Source organism: Segatella salivae DSM 15606 (assembly GCF_000185845.1).
In the GTDB taxonomy this organism is placed as follows: Bacteria; Bacteroidota; Bacteroidia; order Bacteroidales; family Bacteroidaceae; genus Prevotella; species Prevotella salivae.
Genome location: NZ_GL629647.1, coordinates 2012349 through 2013063, shown reverse-complemented (window position 1 = coordinate 2013063; position 715 = coordinate 2012349). Strand labels below are relative to the sequence as shown.

General features: G+C 43.9%; 1 protein-coding gene. It reads right to left on the bottom strand.

Going from position 1 to position 715, the window contains the following annotated elements; genetic code table 11:
• Positions 1 to 196: 196 nt before the first annotated feature.
• Positions 197 to 535, bottom strand: a complete 339-nt coding sequence (locus HMPREF9420_RS14715) for a hypothetical protein (protein ID WP_007135103.1) — start codon at positions 533 to 535, stop codon at positions 197 to 199.
• Positions 536 to 715: the final 180 nt, after the last annotated feature.

Here is a 715-nt window from a genome sequence, read left to right as displayed (position 1 = left end):
GTTGATAATAAAGCGTAAAACGATTTACGGCATTTCATCGTGTAAAATACGGCAAAACATGTGACCATTTGACGCAAATTAGTGCGTAAAATGACGCTGTTTAGAATGCCGCTCTAGTTCAACGCTGAAGGCGTTGTACGTCTTATAGCCCAGGGTTGGCGTCAGCCTACCCTGGGTTATGCATGTAGTGAGGGGGTCAACGCCGTAGGTGTTGTACGTTTTCTACGTGGAATGCCGCGATAAAATGCCGAGGAATAAAAGGTACAACGCCTACAGCGTTGTTACCACGCACGGCAAATGACCCAGGGTAGACTTCGCTTTCGCTTGTCAACCCTGGGTTATCAGAAGTACAACGCTTACAGCGTTGCGCGATGAGGGCATTCAACATGGCGGATGTGTTTATTAGAATACCAGAATAACAACTATGGCGTTTCATCGTTGCGACATTCGCAATGGCGGATACATTCATTTGAATATTGGCATAACACCCATGGCGTTGCATGATGGGAGTATTCATCATAGTGGATATATCCATTGAAATATTAACATATTTTGCTATTAATTTATTTGCATGTTGGCATCAATTGTATTATGAAATGCACGTTTCAACGCCGTAGGTGTTGCGCTTTTTCGGCGTAATCTGCCATGAAAGGTTTCATAGTAGGCGTGCCTTTATAGAAAAAGCTCAACACCTATGGCGTTGAATCTCCTTGCG